This window comes from Arthrobacter sp. MDT2-34-1 (assembly GCF_059091365.1).
In genome coordinates this window covers 672,001-694,034 of sequence record NZ_JBNHGO010000001.1, presented here as the reverse complement: position 1 = coordinate 694,034, position 22,034 = coordinate 672,001, and the positions used below count along the sequence as shown (strand labels likewise).

At 68.6% G+C, this 22,034-nt stretch carries 22 protein-coding genes; 9 read left to right on the top strand and 13 right to left on the bottom strand.

Features of this window, described 5'->3' with window-relative positions; genetic code table 11:
• The first annotated feature begins 2 nt into the window (after positions 1–2).
• From lepB to AC5RVV_RS03165, 3 genes are read left to right on the top strand one after another with little or no spacing between them, the layout of a single operon-like run.
• Positions 3–824, top strand: coding sequence for a signal peptidase I (gene lepB / locus AC5RVV_RS03175; RefSeq protein WP_493999962.1), 822 nt, complete (start codon positions 3–5; stop codon positions 822–824).
• A complete protein-coding gene (gene rnhB, locus AC5RVV_RS03170) occupies positions 821–1,519 on the top strand; it encodes a ribonuclease HII (RefSeq protein WP_493999961.1) in 699 nt (232 codons plus the stop codon). Before lepB ends, rnhB begins: the two co-directional genes overlap by 4 nt.
• Before the next feature lie 33 nt (positions 1,520–1,552).
• Positions 1,553–1,876: a DUF2469 domain-containing protein gene (locus AC5RVV_RS03165; RefSeq protein ID WP_493999960.1), complete on the top strand. Its 324-nt coding sequence runs from the start codon at positions 1,553–1,555 to the stop codon at positions 1,874–1,876.
• A gap of 4 nt (positions 1,877–1,880) precedes the next feature.
• Here AC5RVV_RS03165 and AC5RVV_RS03160 read toward each other — a convergent pair whose 3' ends face one another.
• The 8 genes from AC5RVV_RS03160 to AC5RVV_RS03125 all read right to left on the bottom strand — a co-directional run bounded on the left by AC5RVV_RS03160 (position 1,881) and on the right by AC5RVV_RS03125 (position 9,099).
• Positions 1,881–2,243 (bottom strand): cupin domain-containing protein, encoded by a 363-nt coding sequence (locus tag AC5RVV_RS03160; protein ID WP_493999959.1) that lies wholly within the window; start codon positions 2,241–2,243, stop codon positions 1,881–1,883.
• A 77-nt stretch (positions 2,244–2,320) separates the two neighbouring features.
• A complete protein-coding gene (locus AC5RVV_RS03155; RefSeq protein ID WP_493999958.1) occupies positions 2,321–3,724 on the bottom strand; it encodes an NAD(P)/FAD-dependent oxidoreductase in 1,404 nt (467 codons plus the stop codon).
• 11 nt (positions 3,725–3,735) lie between these two features.
• Complete coding sequence (locus AC5RVV_RS03150; protein ID WP_493999957.1) at positions 3,736–4,848, bottom strand: ABC transporter ATP-binding protein; 1,113 nt, start codon at positions 4,846–4,848, stop codon at positions 3,736–3,738.
• Positions 4,838–5,635, bottom strand: a complete 798-nt coding sequence (locus AC5RVV_RS03145) for an ABC transporter permease (RefSeq protein ID WP_493999956.1) — start codon at positions 5,633–5,635, stop codon at positions 4,838–4,840. Before AC5RVV_RS03145 ends, AC5RVV_RS03150 begins: the two co-directional genes overlap by 11 nt.
• Positions 5,632–6,561 (bottom strand): ABC transporter permease, encoded by a 930-nt coding sequence (locus AC5RVV_RS03140; RefSeq protein ID WP_493999955.1) that lies wholly within the window; start codon positions 6,559–6,561, stop codon positions 5,632–5,634. The genes AC5RVV_RS03145 and AC5RVV_RS03140 overlap by 4 nt, the downstream gene beginning before the upstream one ends.
• On the bottom strand, positions 6,561–7,682 hold the full coding sequence (locus AC5RVV_RS03135) for an ABC transporter substrate-binding protein (protein WP_493999954.1): 1,122 nt from the start codon (positions 7,680–7,682) through the stop codon (positions 6,561–6,563). The genes AC5RVV_RS03140 and AC5RVV_RS03135 overlap by 1 nt, the downstream gene beginning before the upstream one ends.
• A gap of 69 nt (positions 7,683–7,751) precedes the next feature.
• Complete coding sequence (locus tag AC5RVV_RS03130) at positions 7,752–8,315, bottom strand: helix-turn-helix domain-containing protein (protein WP_493999953.1); 564 nt, start codon at positions 8,313–8,315, stop codon at positions 7,752–7,754.
• 163 nt (positions 8,316–8,478) lie between these two features.
• Positions 8,479–9,099 (bottom strand): TetR/AcrR family transcriptional regulator, encoded by a 621-nt coding sequence (locus AC5RVV_RS03125; RefSeq protein WP_493999952.1) that lies wholly within the window; start codon positions 9,097–9,099, stop codon positions 8,479–8,481.
• A gap of 143 nt (positions 9,100–9,242) precedes the next feature.
• On the opposite strand from AC5RVV_RS03125, the gene AC5RVV_RS03120 reads away from it, so the two are divergent.
• On the top strand, positions 9,243–11,717 hold the full coding sequence (locus tag AC5RVV_RS03120) for a GcvT family protein (protein ID WP_493999951.1): 2,475 nt from the start codon (positions 9,243–9,245) through the stop codon (positions 11,715–11,717).
• Positions 11,718–11,779: 62 nt separating this feature from the next.
• On the opposite strand, the gene AC5RVV_RS03115 is transcribed toward AC5RVV_RS03120, so the two are convergent.
• Positions 11,780–12,922, bottom strand: coding sequence for an NAD(P)/FAD-dependent oxidoreductase (locus tag AC5RVV_RS03115; RefSeq protein ID WP_493999950.1), 1,143 nt, complete (start codon positions 12,920–12,922; stop codon positions 11,780–11,782).
• 245 nt (positions 12,923–13,167) lie between these two features.
• Between AC5RVV_RS03115 and AC5RVV_RS03110 the strand changes: the two genes are divergently transcribed.
• The 5 genes from AC5RVV_RS03110 to AC5RVV_RS03090 all read left to right on the top strand — a co-directional run bounded on the left by AC5RVV_RS03110 (position 13,168) and on the right by AC5RVV_RS03090 (position 18,103).
• Complete coding sequence (locus tag AC5RVV_RS03110; protein ID WP_493999949.1) at positions 13,168–13,524, top strand: YraN family protein; 357 nt, start codon at positions 13,168–13,170, stop codon at positions 13,522–13,524.
• The gene (locus AC5RVV_RS03105; protein WP_493999948.1) at positions 13,524–15,062 is read left to right on the top strand and encodes a YifB family Mg chelatase-like AAA ATPase; all 1,539 of its coding nucleotides are present in this window, start codon (positions 13,524–13,526) and stop codon (positions 15,060–15,062) included. The genes AC5RVV_RS03110 and AC5RVV_RS03105 overlap by 1 nt, the downstream gene beginning before the upstream one ends.
• Positions 15,063–15,100: 38 nt before the next feature.
• A complete protein-coding gene (gene dprA / locus AC5RVV_RS03100) occupies positions 15,101–16,306 on the top strand; it encodes a DNA-processing protein DprA (RefSeq protein ID WP_493999947.1) in 1,206 nt (401 codons plus the stop codon).
• A 90-nt stretch (positions 16,307–16,396) separates the two neighbouring features.
• On the top strand, positions 16,397–17,350 hold the full coding sequence (locus AC5RVV_RS03095; protein ID WP_493999946.1) for a tyrosine recombinase XerC: 954 nt from the start codon (positions 16,397–16,399) through the stop codon (positions 17,348–17,350).
• 249 nt (positions 17,351–17,599) lie between these two features.
• Complete coding sequence (locus AC5RVV_RS03090) at positions 17,600–18,103, top strand: DUF3145 domain-containing protein (protein ID WP_493977382.1); 504 nt, start codon at positions 17,600–17,602, stop codon at positions 18,101–18,103.
• Between the two features lie 108 nt (positions 18,104–18,211).
• Here the strand turns inward: AC5RVV_RS03090 and fabF are convergent, their stop codons facing one another.
• The 4 genes from fabF to AC5RVV_RS03070 form a co-directional block, all read right to left on the bottom strand.
• Entirely contained in the window at positions 18,212–19,447 is a 1,236-nt protein-coding gene (gene fabF, locus AC5RVV_RS03085) for a beta-ketoacyl-ACP synthase II (RefSeq protein WP_493999945.1), read from the bottom strand.
• A 106-nt stretch (positions 19,448–19,553) separates the two neighbouring features.
• Positions 19,554–19,799 carry an acyl carrier protein gene (locus tag AC5RVV_RS03080; protein ID WP_136786952.1) on the bottom strand — a complete coding sequence of 82 codons (246 nt, stop codon included), beginning with the start codon at positions 19,797–19,799 and terminating at the stop codon, positions 19,554–19,556.
• 111 nt (positions 19,800–19,910) lie between these two features.
• Positions 19,911–20,978: a beta-ketoacyl-ACP synthase III gene (locus tag AC5RVV_RS03075; protein WP_493999944.1), complete on the bottom strand. Its 1,068-nt coding sequence runs from the start codon at positions 20,976–20,978 to the stop codon at positions 19,911–19,913.
• Positions 20,975–21,940 (bottom strand): ACP S-malonyltransferase, encoded by a 966-nt coding sequence (locus AC5RVV_RS03070; protein ID WP_493999943.1) that lies wholly within the window; start codon positions 21,938–21,940, stop codon positions 20,975–20,977. Before AC5RVV_RS03070 ends, AC5RVV_RS03075 begins: the two co-directional genes overlap by 4 nt.
• Positions 21,941–22,034 lie beyond the last annotated feature (94 nt).

The following is a 22,034-nucleotide window of genomic DNA, read 5'->3' as shown; positions in this document are numbered from 1 at the left end:
GTATGGACCAGGACCCGAAGGACACTGGCGGGTACCAGCCGGATGCCTCCGGGCCGCGGAAGCGCGAACGCCAGCGCGAACGGCAGAGCGAACGGAAGAACGCCGGACGGAACTCCCTGTTGTCGTGGCTGAAGGAGATCGCCACGATCGTCGCGGTCGCCGTCGTCCTTTCTTTCCTGATCAAGACCTTCCTCTTCCGCGCCTTCTTCATCCCGTCCACCTCGATGGAGGACACGCTCGAGGTCGACGACCGGATCTTCGTGAACCTGCTGGTCCCGCAGCCGTTTGAGCTCAGCCGCGGCGACGTGGTGGTTTTCCAGGACAAGCTCAACTGGCTGCCGCCGAACGGGGCGGATGAAGGCAACTGGTTCCAGCAGATCCTCACCTTCGTCGGGCTGATGCCGGACGCATCCCAGCAGCACCTGGTCAAGCGCGTCATTGGCCTGGGCGGCGACCAGGTGGTCTGTTGCGACGCCGATGGCCGCATCTCGGTCAATGGGGAGCCGCTGGACGAGGATCCCTACCTGGCGCCGGGCTCGGACAACGCCCGGATTCCCTTCGACGTGACGGTGCCCGAGGGTAAAATCTGGGTCATGGGCGATAACCGGAACCATTCCGCGGACTCGCGCGAACACCAGGACGAGGCGTCGAGGGGCTTCGTGGACCTCGAGTCCGTCGAGGGCAAGGCCAGCGTCATCGCCTGGCCGCTGGACCGGCTGGGCTTCCTGGGCAATTACCCCGAGGTGTTCGACGGCGTCCCGGAACCGTCCGAAGCGTCCGGCGGCGGGAAGCCGGCCCTGGCCCGGCAGGACGAGGCGCCGTGACCGGCAGGAACCCCACGCTGCGCTTCGAGCGGTCCTTTGCGGAGGCGGGCCACCGGCTGGTCGCCGGTGCGGACGAAGTGGGCCGCGGGGCCCTGGCCGGACCGGTCAGCGTAGGGATGGTCGCCATCGACGCGACCTCGGCCAAGCAAATCCGCGGCGTCCGCGACAGCAAACTGCTCAGCCCGGCGGACCGGGTGGCCCTGGTGCCCAAGATCCACAAGTGGGCGACGGCCTACGGCGTGGGGCATGCCAGCGCGGCCGAAATCGATGCGCTGGGCCTGATGGCGGCCCTGCGGCTGGCCGGCGCGCGGGCCTGGGGCCAGGTGCTGGCCACCGCGCGCCCGGACATCGTGATCCTCGACGGCAACCACGACTGGCTGTCGGCGGGGGAGCCGTCGCTCTTCGACGACGTCGCGCAGCCCGGCTGCGACGCGCCGGTCCGGACCAGGATCAAGGCGGACCTGCAGTGCCTCAGCGTGGCCGCGGCCAGCGTGCTGGCGAAGGTGGAGCGCGACGCGCTGATGACCGGCTACGCCGCGGACTATCCGGACTACGCCTGGGACATCAACAAGGGCTACGCCACCGCCGCGCACCGCGCCGCCTTGCTGGGCATCGGTCCCTCGGAGCTGCACCGCCGAAGTTGGCGGCTGACCCCCGAGGAACCGCTGATGCCCGCCGTCGAACTCGCGGAGTAAACGCCGCGGGGCAATCTGGGGCAGGATGGATACATGAGCGCCGAAGACCTTGAGAACTACGAGACCGACATGGAGCTGCAGCTCTACCGGGAGTACCGCGATGTCGCCGGCCTGTTCAGCTACGTCGTGGAGACCGAGCGCCGCTTCTATCTGGCCAACCACGTGGACCTGCAGGCGCGCTCTGCCGACGGCGAGATCTACTTCGACCTGACCCTGCAGGACGCGTGGGTCTGGGACGTCTACCGTTCCGCCCGGTTCGTAAAATCCGTGCGTGTGATCACGTTCAAGGACGTCAACGTCGAGGAGCTGGCCAAGAACGACGACCTGACCCTGCCCAAGGGCGGGCTCGGCGGCTGAGCGGCTACCGGCCGCCGACCCCGTCCAGGGTGATGTACGTCTTGCGGACGGTGTCGTGGACTTCCCACGTGCCCTTCCAGCCGGCGGGCATGACGACGGTGTCGCCTGCGCCGGCTTCCACCGGCTTCTGCCCCTCGGCGGTGATGGTGACCCGCCCGGCCAGGATCTGGCAGACCTCGTGGTAGCCGTCCCGCACCGCGGTGAACAAACCGGGGGAGCACTCCCAGATGCCCACGTTGAGGCTGTCCGCGCTCCAGATTTCGCGCGATGCCTCCTGCTGCCCCTCTGTGACCGCCGTGGGCTTGGGCCCGGGCGCTCCGAGCGCGGCGTGGGGCGCCGCCGGGAGGTGAATGGTGTCAATGGACATGGTTGGATCCTTTCCAAGGGGTGGGCCGCGCTGGGCGGGCAGGGCATGCTCGCGCCGCCCGACCAGCGCGAAGTACTTCAGGCGCGGCCGGAGATGAGGTCTGCGGCCTTGGCAATCGGGGAGGTTGAGGTACGGCCGGAGTTCTCCGACTTGTCCGCGGCGTAGTACGCCGCGTACATGGCCTGGACGGCAATCCAGCGCAGGGGTTCCACTTCCCAGGTGCGCACCCGGCGGTTCACCCACGGCATGGTGGTCAGTTCGCTCTCCGTATCCAGCACCAGGTCCCGCAGCGTGCGGCCGGCCAGGTTCGTCGCGGTCACGCCGGTGCCGACATACCCGCCGGCCCAGCCGAAGCCGGTCTCCCGATCCAGGCCGACGGTGGCCTTCCAGTCGCGCGGGACGCCCAGCACACCGGCCCAGGCATGGTCGATCCGTGCGCCGCGGGTGGCCGGGAACATGTCGTGCAGGATCGCGGCCAGGTTCTGGATGGTCTCGGGCTGGGTGGCCCCGTCCGTGTCCGTTTTGGAGCCAAACCGGTAGGGCACGCCGCGCCCGCCGAGCGCAATCCGGTTATCGGCCGTGCGCTGGGCGTACATGTAGGCGTGCGCCATGTCGCCCACGGTGTCGAACTCATTCCACCCGATCGCCGCCCAGGCGTCGTCTCCGAGGGGCTCGGTGGCGATCATCGACGAATTCATCGGGAGCCATTCGCGGTGCGAGCCCTTCAGGTTCGCGGTGAAGCCCTCCGTCGCCCGCAGAATGTACTCGGCCCGGACATCACCCCTCTCCGTCCGCGCCAGCCGGGGGCTGATTTCGGTGACGGTGGTGTCTTCGTAGATGCGCACGCCCAAAGCTTCCACCCTTTCCGCCAGGCCGCGCACCAGCTTGGCCGGATGGATCCGGGCACAGTGCGGCTGGTGGACGGCGCCGAGCGTGCCGGCAATCCGGACCCGCTCGCTGCTTTCGGCCGCGCTCAGCAGGCGGACGCCGGCCTCGGGCCACTCGGCCTCGGCTGCGGCCAGGGCCTTGAGCCGTTCCAGCTGGGCCGGATTGCGGGCCACATTCAGCTCGCCGCCCTTGCGGACACCGGCGTCGATGCCCTCCGCACCGGCGACCGCGATAACCTCGTCCACCGTCTCGTTCAGCAGCGTCTGGAAGCGGCCCACCAGCGCACGGCCGTGCGCCTTGACGTACTGGCCGCGGCCGCCGGTGATGCTGTTGGTCAGCCAGCCGCCGTTGCGGCCCGAGGCGCCGAAGCCGGCGAAGCGGCTCTCCAGCACGACGATATCCAGCTCCGGCCGGGCCTTCTTGAGGTAGTACGCCGTCCACAGCCCGGTGTAGCCGGCGCCGACGATGGCGACATCGGCCGTCGTGTCGCCGGCCAGGGCCGGCCGGGGCGCGGGCAGCCCGTCCTCGGCAAACCAGAAGGAGACGTTGCCGTTAACCGTCGAGGCCGTCTCGGTGATCAGTTTTTTGCTCATGGTGGGGTTTCCTAGGTCGTGGAGACGAGGTCGGAGTCTTCGAGCAGTACGCCGTCCCGGGCGGACCAGTAGACGACCGCATCGTCTCCGGGCCGCAGGCCGTTGCTTTCGGACAGCGGGGTGCGGACGATGCCGGTGGAGCCGTCGGGCAGCTGCAGTTCATACTTGTGGCCGGAGCCCAGATAGATGTTCTGGACCACCTTGACCGGGACGGTGACGGCGCCGCCGGGGACTTCCTCCGCCTTCGGGGCGACGCGCAGCTGCTCGGGCCGCAGGACCAGGGCACCCTTGCCCGAGACGCTCCGGCCGGCGGGGCCGCGGAGTTTGGCCCCGTGGAAGTCCATGGACCACTCCGGGCCGGCCGCATCGACGTCGGCACGGAAAATGGTGGACTCGCCCATGAACTTGGCCACGAACAGGCTGGAGGGGCGCTCGTAAAGCTCGGCACTCGTACCGACCTGCTCGATCCTGCCGTTGTTGAAGATGGCGATGCGGTCGCTGAGGATCAGGGCTTCTTCCTGGTCATGGGTGACGAAGACGAAGGTGCGGCCGACTTCCTGGTGGATCCGCTTGATCTCCAGCTGCAGCTTCTCGCGCAGGTTCTTGTCCAGCGCGCCCAGCGGCTCGTCCATGAGCAGCGCCCGGGGGTTGAAGACCATGGCGCGGGCGAAGGCGACGCGCTGCTGCTGGCCTCCGGAGAGTTCGCGCGGGTAGCGGTCCTCATAGCCGGACAGGCCGACGGTCTTGAGTGCCTCGGCAATCAGCGTTTGCTGTTCGGACTTAGGGGTCTTGCGCTGCTGCAGCGGAAACGCAATGTTCTCGGCGACGCTCATGTGCGGGAACAGGGCGTAGTGCTGGAAAACGACGCCGAGCCCGCGCTTGTGCGCCGGCACGTTGTCCACGCGCTGGCCGTCGATCTCGATCGAGCCGCTGGTCAGGTCCGTGAAGCCGGCAACGAGGTTCAGCGTGGTCGTCTTGCCGCTGCCGGACGGGCCCAGCAAGGTGATGAATTCCCCCGGCTCGATGGTCAGCGAGACGTCGTCCACGGCGGTGGATTTGGCATAGCGCTTGGTGACATTCTGGATGTCGATCCGGGTGCCGGCCCCGGTGAGCTTACTGGACACGTTTCCTCCTACGCATACTGAGCAGCCCGACGGCAATGATGATTGTCGTCAAGAGCATGATCAAGGTTGCTGCGGCCGCGATGGTTGGGTCCGTGTCCCTGGTGACGGACGAATACATCTTGACGGGCAGCGTTTCCAAGTACGGACTTTTAATGAAGATCGACAGCACGACCTCGTCGAACGAGGTCACGAAGGCGAAGAGCGCGCCCGAAACGACTCCGGGCAGGATGGACGGCAGGATGACCTTGAGGAACGTGGACCATCGGTTCGCGCCCAGGCTCGCGGCCGCCGTCGCCAGCCGCTGATCGAAACCGCTCAGGGCCGCCGTGACGGAGACCACCACGAACGGCACGGCCAGGACCGTGTGGGCGAGCACGAAGCCGGTCAGGGTGCCCAGCATCTGCAGCCGCAGGAAGATCGCGTAGATGCCGATGGCGAGGATGATCGCCGGCACCACGATCGGGGCCAGCAGCAGCGCCTGCAGCGTCTTGGCAGCCCGGCGCCGGACGAACTTTTGCAGGCCCATCGACGCCGCGGTGCCTATGACGGTCGCCGCGACGGCAACGATGACGGCGATCAGTATCGAATTGCCGAGGGCGGACATCCACGCCCGGTCGGTGAAGAAATTCTCATACCAGCGCAGCGACCAGCCCGACGGCGGGAAACTCAGCGAGGCCTTGTCCGTAAAACTGAGCGGAATGACGATCGAGGTCGGCGCGATCAAGATGGCGGCCACCAGGCCCGCATAGACCAGCAGCAGGGACCGGGTCAGCACGGAATGTTTCACAGCAGTCCTCCTTCATCGCCGGCGGCACGTTTGCTCTTGCGCAGCAGCAGCGCCAACAGGCCCAGCAGCAGCAGCGTGGCAAGGAGCAGGATGACGCCCAGTACGCTGCCGCGACCCCACTGGAGTTGGCCGTTGACCTGCACGTAGATGTATTGCGAGATCAGCATCTCGGATGGCGAGCCGAGCAGCGCCGGGGTGATGTAGAAGCCCAGCGCCTGGATGAAGACCAGCAGGGAGCCGGACACCACGCCGGGCATGGCCAGCGGCATGAAGATCCGGGTGAAGGAGACGAAGGGAGCGGCGCCCAGGCTGCTGGAAGCCTGCAGCAGCCGCAGGTCCACGTTCCGCATCGACGCGTACAGCGGCAGCACCATGAACGGCAGCAGCACCTGGACCATGCCGATCAGGACGCCCGTGGTGTTGCGGATCAGCTCGAACGGCCCCAGCCCCAGGAACCCGAGCATGCCGTTGATCAGGCCGTTGTCCTGTAGCAGGATGATCCACGCGAAGCTGCGGATCATCAGCGACGTCCAGAACGGTATGAGGACTATGACCACCAGCGCCGCACGCATCTTGGGGCCCGAAATCACCATGTAGTACGCGTACGGATAAGCCAGCACCAGGCAGATGGCTGCGGACAGCAGCGCGACCCACAGGGTCCGCCCGAGCACGGCCCAGTTGCCGGCGTTGGCGGCAAACCACTCGTAGTTCTGCGTGCCGGGCACCGGGTCCGCCACGCTGCGCCACATCGCCTCGGCCAGCGGGTAGGCGAACACGCCGGCCATCAGCGCCAGCGCCGGGAGCAACAACAGCAGCGGACTCAGCCGCGGGCGCCTTCCGGCCGACGGCGCTGCGCCGCCCTCGCCATTCCCCGTCCGGCCGGCCGGGGCTGCCGGCCGGACGGGGTCTTTGACTGCGTTGCTCATTAGGAGACCCAGGCCGTCCAGCGTTCCAGGGTCGAGGCGTAGTTCTCGCCCCACCATTCGAAGTCGGAGACCAGGACCTTGTCGGCGATCTCGGGTTCGGTGATCAGGAACTTCTTGCCGTTTTCATTCACCGCCGGCTTGGCGTCCACGTGGACCGGGGAATACGACGTTTCCTCGGTGAGTTTCTCCTGCTGTTCCTTGCCGAGTGCGTAGTTGATCAGGGCCATCGAGGCCTTCGGGTTCTTGGCGTTCGTGGGAACGGCCAGGACGTCCATGACCACGACGCCGGTCTCCCAGACCGGCTCGAACGGGGCTCCGTTTTCCACGGCTCCGTAGGCGCGGCCGGACCAGACGATGGCCATGTCCACTTCCTCCGCCTCAAGCATCTGCTGCGACTGGGCTCCCGTGGTCCAATACACGAGGCTGTCCTTGATGGTGTCCACCTTCTTCAGCGCCCGCTCGACATCGAGCGGGTAAAGGTCTTCCTCGGCCACCCCGTCGGCGATCAGGGCGCCCTCGAGGAGGCCGCCTCCGACGTCGGCGCCCTGGACGGCCCGCTTGCCGGGGAACTTCTTGGTATCGAAGAAATCGGCCCAGCCCTGGGGCGCCTCGCTGTACTTCTCGGTGTTGTACACGACGACCGCCGCGTACTGCATGGCCGGCACGTAGCAGTCGCTGGCCAGGCCCTCGGGGATTTTGGACTTATCGATGATCGAGTAGTCCAGCTTCTGCAGGAGCTTTCCGCATTGGCCGGCCGCCCAGTTCGAATCGGTGTCCACGACGTCCCACGTCACGTTGTTCGACTCCACCTGCGCCTGGATCTTCGCATACTCCATCGGCCCATCGGACAAGACGTTCGCCCCGGACTCCTCGGCGAACGGCGTCACTGCCGCCGCCATCTGTCCGTCCTGGTAGATGCCGCCGTAGGAGGCAAAGGTCATGTTTAGGCCCTCCAAGGCGCCGGCTTTGACCGTTCCGGCCTCCGCGGGACCGGTGCCCAGGTCGATGTCGGCCGAGGCGGCACTGCCCCCACCGCCACAGGCCGACACGAGCAGCGCGACTGCTGCCGCCATTCCAACCGGCAGGGCCCGCCGGCGGCGGGATGTGCTAAGTGCTGACATTATTTCTCCTCTTTCGTGTGGAACGCTGAGTGCGGAAGCGCCGGCTGTCGAACCGTCCGGCCCGCTGCTTTAGATGGTTGGAGGGCTGATGATCCACATGACCTCGGACGTGCCGTGGGCCAGGTTCCGAAGGCCGTGCGGCGCGGACGAGAGGTATTCGACGCTGTCCCCGCCTTCCAGGACATGGGACTCGCCGGAGAAGCGGACCTCCACCCGCCCCTTCAGGCAGACGAGGACCTCCTGCGCATTCCCGTGGGCGTACAGTTCCTCGCCGGTCCCGCCGTGCATGTCGAGTTCGCCGGCGTAGACCTCCAGGTTCCGCTGCGGGGAGCCGGTGAGCAGGTACTTGTTGAGGCCGTCGCCGGCATGGAAAACCGGCCGGTCGGCCTTGCGCAGTACCCGGCCCTCGGGCCTGGTGCCGTCGATCAGCTCCGCCGTCGTCGTTCCGAGGGCTTCCGCGATCTTCTTGAGCGTGGCGACGCTGGCGTTCGAGTGCGCGTTTTCCAGCTGGCTCAGGAAACCCGAGCTGACGCCGGTCAGCTGGGCCAGGCTGCGCAGCGAGATGCTCCGCAGTTCCCGTGCCGCACGAATGCGCTGGCCGATCGGCTGCTCGTTGTCCGCCGTACCGCTCATCGAACACCTCCTTTAGTCTTCCTAATGCGGTGATTTATGTCACTTATCACCGTGTTTAGTAGACCCTAGCCCGGGTGTTCAGCCGAAAACAAGCGTTTCACCGATTTTTTGTGAGCCGCGTCTCGGGGCTCGGGCCAAAAACCCCGTCCGCTTCCTGGGGGCCTCACTCGCCGAGGTCGGCGCCGAGCTGAAGGCGCGCCGCCGCCAGCAGCAGCGACTTGGTGTAGTCCGGCGTGATTTTCGGGTCCTTCGTGGCCACGGCCATGATCAGGCCGTCGATGAGTGCGACCAGGGTGTCCACGATCTGTTCCACCGGGAGCGCGGGGGTGAAGCGGCCGGCATCCGTGCCTTCGGCAATTGTTGCGGCCAGCGCCTTCCGCCACAGGGTGTTGGTGTGCAGCACAACGGGTTGCACCGCCCCGTGCCTGCTGGCCGCCGCGCAGGATTCCAGCCAGACGGTGCAGTGCTCCGGATCCGTGACCGCGCCGGCGAGGAGCGCCCGGATTTTCGCGGCCGGGTCCTCCTGCCGCTGCGCGGGCAGCTGCCATTCCGTCGCCCTGCGCTCACACGCGGTGACGAGCATTTCGCGGACCACGGCGTCCCGGCTGGGGAAGTAGTGCTGGATCATTCCAATGGAGATTCCCGCTTCCGTGGAGATGTCCCGCAGGCGGATTCCGTCGAATCCGCGGGCCGCCAGCAGGCGTTCCGCCGCCTCGAGGATGAGGCGGCGCCGCGGCTGATCCTCGACGGTCAGCGCGCGGCCCGGGGCGGCAACGGGGCTCATGTTTTCCCTTCGATGTGCTGTGATACCGTTCACAATAATTCATTATTAACGGGAACGACAGCGGCCCGAGTGCCCCATCCGCGGCGGGCCCGTGGACCGCACGGCGGGCCCCTGACCTGCTGCCGACAGAAGCGAGGAAAACCATGGACCGGCTCGTAGACCGCACCATCAGCGCGGCAGCCTTCACCGATGAGGCCCGCGGGCCGCTGCCCCCCCGCGCGCGCACCGTCGTCGTCGGCGGGGGAATCATCGGGGCCAGCATTGCCTATCACCTGGCGGCCTCGGGGGAGACGGACGTCGTCCTGCTCGAAGCCAACGTCCTGGGCAGCGGCACCACGTGGCACGCGGCAGGCCTGGTGACCGGCGGGAGGACGACGACGGCGATGACCAAGCTGGCAAGGTACGGCCTCGAGACCTACGGCACGCTCGAAGAACGCTCCGGGCTCGACGTCTCGTTCCAGCAATCCGGCTCGGTGATGGTGGCGCGGACCGCCGGCCGGGTGGATGAAATGCACTACGCCTGCGACGTGGCCCGCCAGAACGGCACGGAGGCGGAGATCCTGGATGCGGCCGGCCTGGGCCGGCTGTGGCCGCTGGCCCGGACCGACGGAGTACTCGGCGCGCTCTACCTGCCCGACGACGGGCACATCAACCCCGGGTATGCGGCGCTGTCCTTCGCCAAACTTGCCCACGGGCTCGGCGTCGCCCTGCGCGAAAACGTGTCCGTCACCGGCATCCGCCACGGCCGGGGCGGGGTGACGGGCGTCGTCACGGATCAGGGGACCATAGAGGCCGAACGGGTGATCCTCGCCTGCGGGCTGTGGACACGCGACCTGGCCGCGACCGCCGGGGCGCATGTGCCGCTGTATGCCGCCGAGCACGTGCACGTGCGGAGCGGGGAGATCGACGGCGCCGTGCCCGAGCTGCCGGTCTTCCGGGATCTGGACAACAGCTACTACATCCGACACGATTCGGGGCGGCTGCTGGTCGGCGCCTTCGAGCCCGACGGGTTGCCGCGGCCGGTGAGCGGGATCGGCAGAAGCGGTTTCGCGGAGTTCGAGGCCGACTGGGAACACTTCGCGACGATCCGCGGCAAGGCGGAGGCGGCGGTGCCGGCACTGGCGCAGAGCCGTTACGACCGCTTCCTCAATGCCCCGGAAAGCTTCACCCCGGATTCCAACTTCGTCCTCGGGGAAACGTCCGAGGTGCGCAACCTCTTTGTCGCGGCCGGCTTCAACTCCCAGGGCATCATTTTCGCCCCCGGCGCCGGTCGGGAACTGGCCGAGTGGGTGATCTCCGGATCACCCGGCTTCGACGCGGCCGCGGTGGACGTCCAGCGGTTCTCGCGGCACCAGAGCAACCGGCGCTACCTCCACGCCCGGACCCGGGAGGGGCTCGGACGCCTCTACGCCATGCACTGGCCGCAGCTGCAGCCTGCCACGGCCCGAAACGTGCGGCGCTCGCCGCTGCACGCCCGGCTCGCCGAACTCGGCGCCTGCTTCGGGGAGCTCAACGGCTGGGAACGGGCCAACTGGTACGGTGACCCCGGGACCGCGCCGCAGTATGAGTACAGCTACGGCCGGCAGAACTGGTTCGACCGTGTAGCCGAGGAGCACCGTGGCGCACGGGAAGGGGTGGTGCTGTTTGACCTGAGCTCCTTCGCGAAGATCGAAGTGGCAGGTCCGGACGCGCTGTCGGTTTGTCAGCAGGCTTGCACGGCAGACGTCGACGTCCGCGTCGGCAAGGCCGTCTACACCCTGATGCTCAACGAGGCCGGGGGGATCGAGCTGGACGGCACCGTCACCAGGCTCGGGGAGGACCGGTTCCTCGTGGTGACGCCCGCCTTCAGCCAGGACAAGACGCTCGGGTACCTGCGGCGGCTGGCGCAAGGCAAGGCGGCCGCGGTCTTCGATGCCACGGCCGGCCTGGCGACGATAGGGGTCATGGGACCGAAGAGCCGGGAACTGCTCGGCCGGGTCTCGCCCGAGGACTGGTCGGACGCCGCCCAGGCCTACACCGAGGGACGGACCGTGGAGGTTGCCGACGGCTTCGCCTACGCCCTGCGGGTGAGCTTCGTCGGCGAACTCGGCTACGAGCTGTACCCGGGCACGGACACGGCCCTCAACGTGTTCGACGCGTTGTGGGAGGCCGGCCAGGACCTCGGCGTGCGGCTGGCCGGCTACCACGCCCTCGACTCGCTGCGCAGCGAGAAGGGTTTCCGCCATCTCGGGTACGACATCGGGCCCGCCGACGACCCGTACTCCGCAGGACTCGGCTTCACCGTGGCGCTGGACAAGCCGGGCGGCTTCGTGGGCCGGGACTCGGTGGCCAAGCTGGACCCGGCGGCGCCCGCACACCGGACCGTCTACGTGGCGCTGGAGGACCCGGAGGCATTGTTCGTGCACGACGAGACCGTGTTCTGCGACGGCGTGCCGGTGGGCCGCATGACCAGCGGCAGCTACGGCTACACGCTGGGACGCGCCGTCGGGCTCGCCTCGGTCGCCGCGGATACGGACCTCTCCGGAACGTTCACGGTCGAATGCCGGGGCCGGCTCGTCGCGGCCACAGTCTCACGGCGCCCGTTCTACGATCCGAAAGGGGAACGGCTGCGCGGTTAGCAGCCGGCCTGCCGGTCGAGGCCTGACCTGCACCTCGGTGCGGCGGGGTGTTCCGCGGCCGATCAGCGGCCCAGCGCGGTCGGAACACCCCAGTCGGCGCTAGCCGCGGCCTCGAAGCGACCCAGCCGGTAGGGGCTGATGTCAGCCTCGGGCTGCTTGTCCTCGGCCAGGTCGGCGACAACGATGCCCATCAGCGCCGAATACTTGAAGCCCTCGCCGTCATCCCCGCAGGCAACAACGACGCCGGGGACCGGCGAATCGACGACGAACCTGCCGTCGGGGGTGTCGGTCCACACGCAGACCTGCGCGTCGAGTACATCAGGTTGCAGCGACAGCAAGTCGCGGCGCACCCGTTCGCGGATGATGCCGGTGCGCACCTCATCCGGGGACCTGTCGGCGTCCCCCTCGATGTAGTGCCGCAGCGGACTGTCCAGGCCGACCTTGTAGCCTATGCCGGGGCTGCTCATGGCGTAGATGCCCGGTGCTTCGTCAGTTGGGCCGTCGAAAAAGCAAGGATAGTCGTCGGTGGCGCCCCGCGCGCCGCCGAAGTGGACCACCTGCTCCAGGTACGGCCGAAGCGGCGCAGGCAAGCCAAACTGTGCGAGCAAGGCGCCGCTCCCCGGACCGGCCGCAATCACCAACACATCCGCATCGACGCGCCGACTATCGGAGAGGGAAGCACTGACGGTTCCCGATGCCGCCGAAACCTGGGACACCGTGGCCCCGCGCAGGAAGGTGCCGCCGGCCGCGGAAAATAGCCGAAACTGAGCCTGCAGGCTCGCGTCGGCCAACACCACGCCGGCGTCCCGCTGCCAAATGGCATCCCGGCCGTCCGGCCTCAGGCCGGGCAGGAACGCTGCAACGTTGTTCGCGTCGACCTCCTCGAAGGGCACATCTTCGGCCAGAAGGGTCGACCGCAGGCGCGGCAGCGACAACGTGTCGCGCCACAGCAGGCCCTTTTGGTGGTAAACGGGTTGCCCGGCCCTGCTCGAGAGCCGCTTCATGGCCTCCAGCCCCAACCTGGACAGCCGGACCCGGCCGGGGTCCGGGTCGGCAATGCGCCACATGCGCGTCGGTCCATAAGAGGACGACAGGGGGTTCGATACGCCGAAGCGGTCAATCAGGGTGACGTGATGACCCCGGCCGGCCAGCTCGGCCGCTGCCGGCAAACCCCATGCACCGGCTCCGACGACAGTTATCCTCACTGCAATGTCCTTCCTGCGCCCCGGGCCGTTCCTGTCCGTGCAGCAGGCCGGCGCCCGCTTGCGCGCGACGAGAGGCTGAACCGGTGGCTGACATGGAGCGCAGGCCGGGGTGTGCTGCGCATCACTTCTTCAGCGTAACGGAGGCTGCCGCCCTGCCCTGCACAGGCCGCCGCACGCGGCCGGATTTCCACATCCCGGGGGTCACGTGAAGCTGCCCTCCGCCGTCCGCCGCCACGCTGGAGGGCATGAGAGCGAAAGACGACCTGGGCCGACGCGGTGAGGAGATGGCCGCGTCCTATCTTTCCGGCGCCGGCCAGCGTGTCATCGACCGAAACTGGCGCAGCCCCGACGGCGAACTGGACATCGTCTCCGTGGACGGGGCGACCATCGTGGTCTCCGAGGTCAAGACCCGGCGCAGCACCGACTACGGCCACCCCTTCGAAGCCATCACCGACGCCAAGGTCCGCCGACTCCACATCCTGGGGCACCAGTGGCTGCGCGACCACGGCATGACCGGCACGGCGATGAGGGTGGACGCCGTCGCGGTGCTCTACGGGCAGGGGCGCTGGCCCGTGATCGAGTATCTGAAGGGCGTCGGCTGATGGGGCTCGGACGGACATTCTCGGTGGCGCTGGTGGGCCTGAACGGGCACATCGTCGAGGTCGAAGCGGACATCGGCCAGACCCTCCCGGCCTTCGTTCTCCTGGGGCTGCCGGACGCGGCCCTGACCGAGGCCAAGGAACGGATCAAGGCCGCGGCGAAGAACGCCGGGGTCCCGCTCAGCAGGCGGAAGATCACCGTCAACCTTGTCCCCGCTTCGCTGCCGAAGAAGGGCTCCGGCTTCGACCTGGCCATCCTGATGGCCTCGCTCCAGGCGGCGGGGGACGTCCGGCCCAGCGGCCGCAACATCTTCCTCGCTGAGCTGGGCCTCGACGGGAGGCTCCGGCCGGTCAGGGGTGTACTGCCGGCGGTGATGGCGGCCGTCGAAGCCGGGTATCCGCATGTTGTCGTCGCCGACGCCAACGCCGCCGAGGCCGCGCTGGTGCCCGGGGCCCGGGTGCGCAGCTTCAGCAACCTGGTTGAGGTCTTGATGGCCTTCGGCGGCGACGCGAACCGGCTGAATCCCGGCCCGCCGGAGCGGCTAAGCCCGTCCGTCCCGGCCGCAGCACCTCCCGCGCCCGCCCCCGACCTGGCGGACGTGGCCGGGCAGCATGAAGCCCGGGCGGCGCTGGAAGTCGCCGCTGCGGGCGGCCATCATTTGCTGCTCGTCGGTCCGCCAGGTGCCGGCAAGACGATGCTCGCCGAACGGTTGCCGGGCATCCTGCCCGATCTTCCCGACCACCATGCCATGGAGGTCACCGCCATCCACTCCCTGAGCGCCACGGCCGCCCCGCTGACCGAGCTGGTACGGCGGCCGCCGTACGAGAGCCCGCACCACACGGCAACGGCGGTCTCCATCATCGGGGGCGGCTCCGGCATGCCCCGCCCGGGAGCGGCCTCGCGGGCACACCGCGGAGTGCTGTTCATGGACGAGGCACCCGAATACGACCGGCAGGTGCTCGACGCGTTGCGCCAGCCGCTGGAGAGCGGGCGGCTGGTGGTACACCGCGCGGCGGGCAGCGCCACCTACCCGGCCCGTTTCCAGCTCGTCATGGCGGCGAACCCCTGCCCGTGCGGGCTCTCCGGCGGCAAGGGTTTGGAATGCACCTGCACGCCCGACCAGAGGCGCCGCTACTTTGGCAAACTCTCCAACCCCTTGACCGATCGCATCGATCTGCAGCTCACTCTGCCACGGCTGACAGTGGGGATGATGGCCACGGGTACGCGGCGGGAAGACAGCGCGGCCGTCGCCGCCCGGGTAGCGGTGGCACGGACGGCACAGCGGGCGAGGCTGCAGCCGTGGGGCATCGGGTTGAACGCGGAGATCAGCGGCGAACTGTTGACCGGAAAGCTGCGGCCTCCGGCCGCTATCACCAGGGACCTGGACCGGGCCATGGAATGCGGAGTGCTGACCGGCCGTGGCTACTCGCGGGTCCTGCGCGTTGCGTGGACGCTCGCCGACCTGTCCGGCCTGGACCGACCGGACCGGGACTGCGTCGGCACGGCGCTGGCTCTCCGCCAACAGGTCAAGGCGGCGTGACCATGCCGTCCCCATCTGCGGCCGCAGGCCAGGAGGAGATGACCAGAATGACGCAACTGCCGTCCACCGACGAACGCCTTGACAGGGCGGCGCTGTCACGGCTGATGGAGCCGTCTGACTGGATCGGCCAGGCTCTGGTCGCTGCTGCCGGCGCCCACGACGCCCTCAGGGTCGCCACCGGCCAGATCAAGGCCGGGCACGGTCTGCAGGCGGAATTGCTGCGCGCCCTCGACCGCGTACCCTCTGCCGGCAACGCCCAGCCGCTCAGCGACGCCCTCGAGCGGTGGGCACCGCGCATCAAGGACCTTGCGCCCGAACGCGACCTGGCCGTGATCGGCAGGCTAGGCGGCACCGTGCTCATACCCGGAGACGCCGTGTGGCCGGCCGCGTTGAAAGACCTCGGGCTGGGCGAACCGCTCTGCCTCTGGGCGCGGGGAAGGTTCACGGACGGCATCCCGGACGTCCGGACAACGGTGGCCGTTGTCGGTTCCCGGGACAGCACGAATTACGGCAACCAGGTGACCGGCGACATCAGCAGCGGACTCGCGCAGCGCGGCTATTGCGTGATCTCCGGCGGGGCCTACGGGATCGACGCGCAGGCCCATCGGTCGGCCCTGGCGGCGGAGACCGAACATGTCGCCACCATGGCGGTCATGGCCGGCGGCCTGGACCGGTACTACCCGGCCGGAAACGAAGAACTGCTCCGCGCCATCGCCAACCGGGGGATCCTGCTGGCCGAAGTGCCGCCCGGCACCGCACCAACACGTTGGAGATTCCTGCAACGAAACCGGCTCATCGCGGCGTTGGCCGCCGCAACCATCGTGGTGGAGGCCCGCTGGCGCTCCGGGGCACTGAATACTGCCCATCACGCCGCGGGGCTGGGCCGCGGCGTAGGCGCCGTCCCCGGATCCGTCTACAGCGCGAACTCGGCCGGTACCCATCGGCTGCTGCGCGACGGGAGCGCAACTGCCGTCACGGATGCCGCAGAGGCAGCCGAGCTCGCGGGACCGCTGGGAACAGTGCCCGCCGGGGGCCAAGAGGTGCTCGCCGACCACGACGGACTCGGCGTGGACGACCTGCTGCTGCTCGACGCCCTGCCGGTTCGCCGGGGAAGCACCGTGGACAAGCTCGCCACGGTCGCGGGCATCCCGGTCCGCACCGTCCTCGCGGGGCTCGGCCGGTTGGAAGCGGCAGGACTGGCCGTCCAGGACGCCACCGGCTGGCGCCGGGGGCGGCGGGACTGAGTAGGACACAGGGAAGGAGCGCGGCGGCAATTCAGCCGTGCCCCCGTGCGCCTCCTTGAGTTCGGCGGGCCGGACCAGCAAAGTGAGGGGATGAGCTCTGCAGACCAACCCGAACCGCAGGGCACCGAGCCGCTCCCGCAGGCCTTTGACGCGGCCCTCGATGGCTTCGCCCGCTATCTGAAGGCGGAACGGGCGCGCTCGGAACATACCATCCGCGCCTATGCGACCGACGTCCGGCACCTGCTCGGCTACGCAGCGGAAACCGGTGCCCGGGAGCTGCCGGACATCACCCTCGGGACCCTGCGGTCCTGGCTGGGCGCGATGAACGGAGCCGGCATGGCCCGATCCACGCTGGCGCGGCGCACGGCCACCGCCCGCACGTTTATGGGCTGGGCGTTGCGGGAAGAGCTCATCCACACCGATCCGTCGCTCCGGCTGAAGGCGCCCAAACGCGCCGGCTCGCTGCCCACCGTGCTGCGCCCGGCCCAGGTCGACGAGCTGTTCCGAACGCTCGCCGAGGAAGCCGCCAAGGGGGAGCCGATGCCCCTGCGGGACCGGGCGATGATCGAACTGCTCTATGCCACCGGAATCCGCGTCAGCGAACTCGCGGGCCTGGACATCGACGAAGTGGACAACGAACGCCGGACCATCCGAGTGCTCGGCAAGGGCAACAAGGAACGCACCGTTCCGTTTGGACTGCCGGCCGCCGTCGCCATGGACGACTGGCTGCGCCGCGGCAGGCCCAGGCTCGCCACCGCGGAAAGCGGTCCGGCCCTGTTCCTCGGCCAACGCGGCAGGCGCGTGGACCCGCGCCAGGTGCGCTCCGTCGCGGCGAGGCTCTTCGGCCTGCTCGGCGACACCTCGGCCACCGGGCCGCACGCCCTCCGGCACAGCGCCGCCACGCACCTGTTGGATGGGGGAGCGGACCTGCGGGCCGTCCAGGAGATCCTCGGCCACAGCACTTTGGCGACCACCCAGCTCTACACCCACGTCTCCGTGGACCGGCTGCGCCGCAGCTACCAGCAGGCGCACCCGCGGGCCTGATCGCGGACAGCAGCGGCGGGCGGGACCGGCCGCCCGCCCGGAACGCGGCCGCCCCGGGGAGCCCCCGGACCGGCTGCACTGGCGGAACCGGCGACACGCCATAACACATTGGTAGTTACACTGGCGCAATTCGATGCCGTACGGCACAATGAGGAACGAAGCGTCGGAAACAGCAGTACTGACAAGTTCCATCCGTTGACAGGCTGAAGGTCGTTGGGGAAGACGTACCTACAGCAAATGGAGGATGGGATGTCTGTTGTGATGACGCGTGGAGTGCTGTTTGTGCATTCAGCACCTTCGGCACTGTGCCCGCATATCGAGTGGGCCGTCGGATCCGTCGTGGACAAGCGAACGGATCTCGAGTGGACCCCGCAGCCTGCCGCGCCCGGAATGTACCGGGCCGAGCTGTCGTGGGTCGGCGCGCAGGGGACCGGCGCCATGCTGGCCTCTGCCCTGCGCGGCTGGGCCCATTTGCGCTATGAAGTCGCCGAAGAGCCGAGCGCCGGGGTGGACGGCGGCCGCTGGTCGCACACGCCCGAACTCGGCATTTTCCACGCCATGACCGACGTCCACGGAAACATCATGGTGAGCGAGGACCGCATCCGCTACGCCTACGAAGCCGGTGCCGGCGATCCCGCAGCCGTCTACCACGAACTGTCCCTCGCCCTGGGCGAGGCATGGGACGAAGAACTCGAGCCTTTCCGCCACGCCGCTGAAGGCGCCCCCGTCCGCTGGCTGCACCAGGTCGGCTGACGCCGGCTCTTCCCTCCCTCCTCCATCCACGCAAAAAGGGAGGGCGGCCGGTGAAAACCGGCCGCCCTCCCTTTCGTGCTGCCCGCAGGCAAGCACCGGAATGAACCGTCAGACGTTGCGGAACACGACGACGGCGTTGTGGCCGCCGAACCCGAAGGAGTTGTTCAACGCGACGATGTCGCCCTGCGGCAGGTCGCGGGACGAGGTGACCACGTCCAGCGGAATCTCCGGGTCCTGGTTCTCCAGGTTGATCGTGGCCGGAGCGCGGCGTTCGTAGACGGCCAATACGGTCATCACGGACTCCACGGCACCAGACGCGCCGAGCAGGTGGCCGGTCTGCGACTTGGTCGCGGAGACCGCAACGTTGTCGACATGGTCTCCGAGCGCGGCCTTCAAAGCAGTGTATTCCGGCTTGTCGCCGACAGGGGTGGACGTGGCGTGGGCGTTGACGTGCACCACGTCGGTCGCCTGTGCCCGGGCGTCGAACATCGCGGCCTTCAGCGCGCGGGTGGCGCCCAGTCCCTCGGGATCGGGGGCGGTGATGTGGTAGGCATCGGCGGTGACGCCGGAGCCGGCAAGCTCGGCATAGATGCGGGCACCGCGGGCCAGGGCATGTTCCTCGGCCTCGAGCACCAGCGCGCCGGCGCCTTCGCCCATCACGAAGCCGTCCCGGTCCAGGTCGTACGGGCGCGAGGCACGTTCGGGGTCGTCATTGCGCCTGGACAGGGCCTGCATCGCGCTGAACGCCGCGATCGGCATGGGGTGGATCGCGGCCTCGGCGCCGCCGGTCATGACCACGTCGGCCTTGCCGGCGCGGATCAGGTCGATGCCCAAGGCCATGGCTTCGGTGCCGGAAGCGCAGGCGGAGACCGGGGTGTGGGCGCCGGCGCGGGCTCCCAGGTCCATGCTCACGGCCGCGGCCGGGCCGTTCGGCATCAGCATCGGCACCGTCATCGGCAGCACCCGCCGCGGCCCGCGGTCGCGCAGCGTGTCCCACGCGTCCAGCAGCGTCCACACGCCGCCGATACCGGTGGCGAAAGCCACGGCCAGGCGGTCGTGGTCAACCTCTTCAATGCCGGAGTCTTTCCAAGCCTCACGGGCCGCCACCACGGCGAACTGGGTGGAGGGGTCCATCCGCTTGGCTTCGACCCGGGTCAGTACTTCGTCCGGGCGGTTGCTGGCCTGGGCGGCGAACGTCACCGGCAGTTCGTACTGGGCTACCCAATCATCTTCGAGGGTACGGGCCCCGGAAACGCCCTTGAGCGCATTCCGCCACATCGTGGGGACGTCGCCGCCGATCGGGGTGGTGGCGCCGAGGCCGGTGATGACTACTTTGCGTGCCATTGATTCATTCTCTCAATAGTGATTGGGCAATAAATCCGGTGCGGCGGCCGGACCGGGGGTCACCCGCCGGCCGCCGAGTCCCGGGAAGCCCCCGGGCGGCGCGGAACTAAGCCTGGGCGTTGACGATGAAGTTGACGGCGTCACCGACGGTCTTGAGGTTCTTGACCTCTTCGTCCGGGATGCGCACGCCGAACTTTTCCTCGGCGTTGACCACGATGGTCATCATCGAGATGGAATCGATGTCCAGGTCATCGGTGAAGGACTTGTCCAGCTCGACAGCCTCCGGGGCCAGGCCGGTCTCTTCGTTGACGATCTCGGCCAGTCCGGCCAGGATTTCTTCGTTGCTAGCCATGGTGGCTCCTTTTCTTGTGCTGCCGGACGGTGTCCGGACGGGGTGTCAAACCGCGGTCTGCGGCCTGGTTCTGGTGGGATTGTAGGGGAGGCCCGACTACCGCAAGGCAGTCTACGGCAGGACGATGACCTGCGCGCCGAAGACCAGCCCGGCGCCGAAGCCGATCTGCAGGGCGAACCCGCCGGAGAGCGCGGGGTTCTCCTGCAACAGGCGGTGCGTGGCCAAGGGGATGGACGCCGCCGAGGTGTTGCCGGCATCGGCGATGTCGCGCGCCACGACCACGCTCTCGGGCAGCTTCAGCTGCTTGACCATCTCGTCGATGATGCGCATGTTCGCCTGGTGCGGCACGAAGGCGGCGAGGTCCTGGGGCTGCAGGCCGGCCGCCTCGAGCGCCTGCTTGGCTACCTTCGCCATTTCCCAGACCGCCCAGCGGAACACGGACGGCCCGTCCTGGCGCAGCGTGGGCCAGAGCTTGCTGTCCGTCTCGTCGAAGGTGTCCGAGACGGCCGAGAGCGAGCCGGCGGCCTCTGCGGCCAGCGAGAGCTCGCGGACGTGGTTGAGCGAGTGGGTCATGCTGATGGTGTCCCACTTGCTGCCGTCGGAGCCCCAGACCGGCTTGCTGATGCCCGGGGTGTCGGACGGGCCCACGATGACGGCGCCGGCGCCGTCGCCGAGCAGGAAGGAGATCGTCCGCTCGGTGTTGTCGATGACGTCGGAGAGCTTTTCCGCGCCGACCACCAGCACGTAGTCGGCGGTGCCGGAGCGCACCAGGGCGTCGGCCTGCGCGATGCCGTAGCAGTATCCGGCGCAAGCGGCGGAGATGTCGAAGGCGGGAGCCGGGGTGGCGCCGATCCGGTCGGCCAGGGCCGCGGCGGCCGACGGCGTGGCGTAGGGATGGGAGACGGTGGAGACGAGGACGGCCCCGAGCTGGTCGCCGGTGATGCCGGCCTGTGCCATCGCTTCCTTGGCGGCGCCTTCGGCCATGTCCAGCACGGACGTGTTGGCGTCCGCCCGGTGACGGGTGACGATCCCGGTCCGCTGGCGAATCCATTCGTCGGAGGAGTCGATCCACTGGCAGACGTCGTCGTTGGTGACGATGACGTCCGGACGGTACGCTCCGATGCCCAGGATGCGCGTGAAGTCGCGTAGCGGGGTCTGCTGGATGACGGGTGTGCTCACTGCTCGGATTCTCCAGACGTGCTGTTCAGGACGGGGGTCTGTTCGGTGTGCTCGGCGATGAAGGCGCGGGCCGCTTCCAGGTCTTCCGGCGACTTCAGGGCCATGGCTGCCACGCCCTTCATGCCGCGCTTCGCCAGCCCGGCCAGCGTACCGGCCGGCGGCAGTTCCAGCAGTCCGGTGACGCCGACGGACACGAGCTTCTCCATGCACTTGTCCCAGCGGACCGGGCGCGACACCTGAGCGATCAGGCTGTCCAGGTTCTCGTCGCCGCCGAAGACCGGTTCGCCGTCGTAATTGGAGAGCAGGGTCAGCGACGGCAGGGCCGGCTTCAGCTGGGGACGCAGGGTTTCCAGGGCGCTGACCGCCGGGGCCATGTGTTCGGTGTGGAAGGCGCCGGCGACCTTCAGCGGGATCACCCGCGCCTTGGCCGGCGGATTCGCGGCGAACGCCTGCAGTTGTTCGAGCGTGCCGGCGGCGACCGTCTGGCCGCCGCCATTGGCGTTGGCCGGGGTGAGTCCGGCTGCTTCGATCGCGGCGAGCACTTCGTCCGCATCGCCGCCGAGCACGGCGCTCATGCCGGTCGGGGTCTGGGCGGCGGCGCGCGCCATGGCGTTGGCCCGCTCACGCACGAAGTTCATGGCATCGTTCTCGGTCAGCGCGCCGGCGATGGCGGACGCCGTAATCTCACCCACCGAGTGGCCGGCGACGACGGTGGACAGGTCGAGGGGCTCCTCGGCGGTCAGGGCGCGGGCGGCCAGCAGGCCCGCGGCCACGATCAGCGGCTGGGCGACGGCGGTGTCCTTGATGGTCTCCTCATCCGACACGGTGCCGTGCGTGAGAAGGTCCAGCTGGGCGATGTCGCTGAGCAGTCCGAGGTGTTCGGGCACACCGGGGACCTCGAGCCAGGGATTGAGGAATCCGGGCGTTTGGGAACCCTGGCCCGGGCAGACTATTGCAAGCACGTATTCAAGCTTTCCAAAGAGGAGGCGGTTTCCACGGTGTTTCGGCACACGAAGCTCGCCGAACCGCTTTGTAGGAAGTCTACAAGGTGGCGCA